The sequence below is a fragment of the Oleiphilus sp. HI0117 genome (assembly GCF_001635235.1).
Map to the genome: position 1 here is coordinate 1 of NZ_LWGA01001519.1, position 700 is coordinate 700.

Genomic DNA, 700 nt, shown 5'->3' on the forward strand with positions numbered 1-700 from the left:
TTACTTCTCTCTAATCAGTGAAAAGACCTCATCAATAGATCCTGCCTTGCTAAGGGAATGTGCTTCGGTTATCCAGAGTACGCACACCAGTGGGGGAAAGTTGTTGATTGTTGGAAATGGTGGGAGTGCTGCTATGGCAAGCCACCTAACAGTAGATTTCTTGAAGTCAGCTGGGGTTCGAGCAATGAACTTCAACGAAGCTGACTTAATTACGTGTTTCAGCAATGATTACGGCTATGAGCACTGGGTGTCAAAGGCGTTCGAGGCTTACGCAGACCCGGGAGACCTCGCTATCATAATTAGTAGCAGTGGGCGCTCAGCGAATATGTTAAACGCAGCGATCAAAGCTTCAAAATTGAAGCTCGGGATAATTACTGTTTCCGGCTTTACGGCTGATAACCCTTTGAGACAGTTGGGTGATATTAATTTATGGGTTGACAGTAAAAGTTATAATGTTGTTGAAATGACACATCATATTTGGCTTTTATCGATCATAGACTTTATTTCTGAGAGTAAGGCTCGGTTAGATGAACCAAAGGCCTGATATTCGAGCTTTACTACTATCGGCAGGTTTAGGGACTCGGCTTCGGCCTCTAACGAATAATTGGCCTAAATGTTTAATGCCCATCAACGGTAGGCCGCTACTAGAGTACTGGCTACAGACATTAGATGATATAGGCATTCATCATGCTGTGGTTAA

2 protein-coding genes are annotated in these 700 nt (G+C 43.7%); both read left to right on the plus strand.

Annotated features, from left to right (window positions below; all coding sequences use genetic code 11):
* Positions 1-544 (plus strand): SIS domain-containing protein (locus tag A3757_RS24925; protein ID WP_068740504.1); only part of this gene is annotated, 544 nt, incomplete at its 5' end.
* Positions 528-700: sugar phosphate nucleotidyltransferase (locus tag A3757_RS25480; RefSeq protein ID WP_197470311.1), on the plus strand; the 173-nt coding region annotated here is incomplete at its 3' end. The genes A3757_RS24925 and A3757_RS25480, both read left to right, overlap by 17 nt.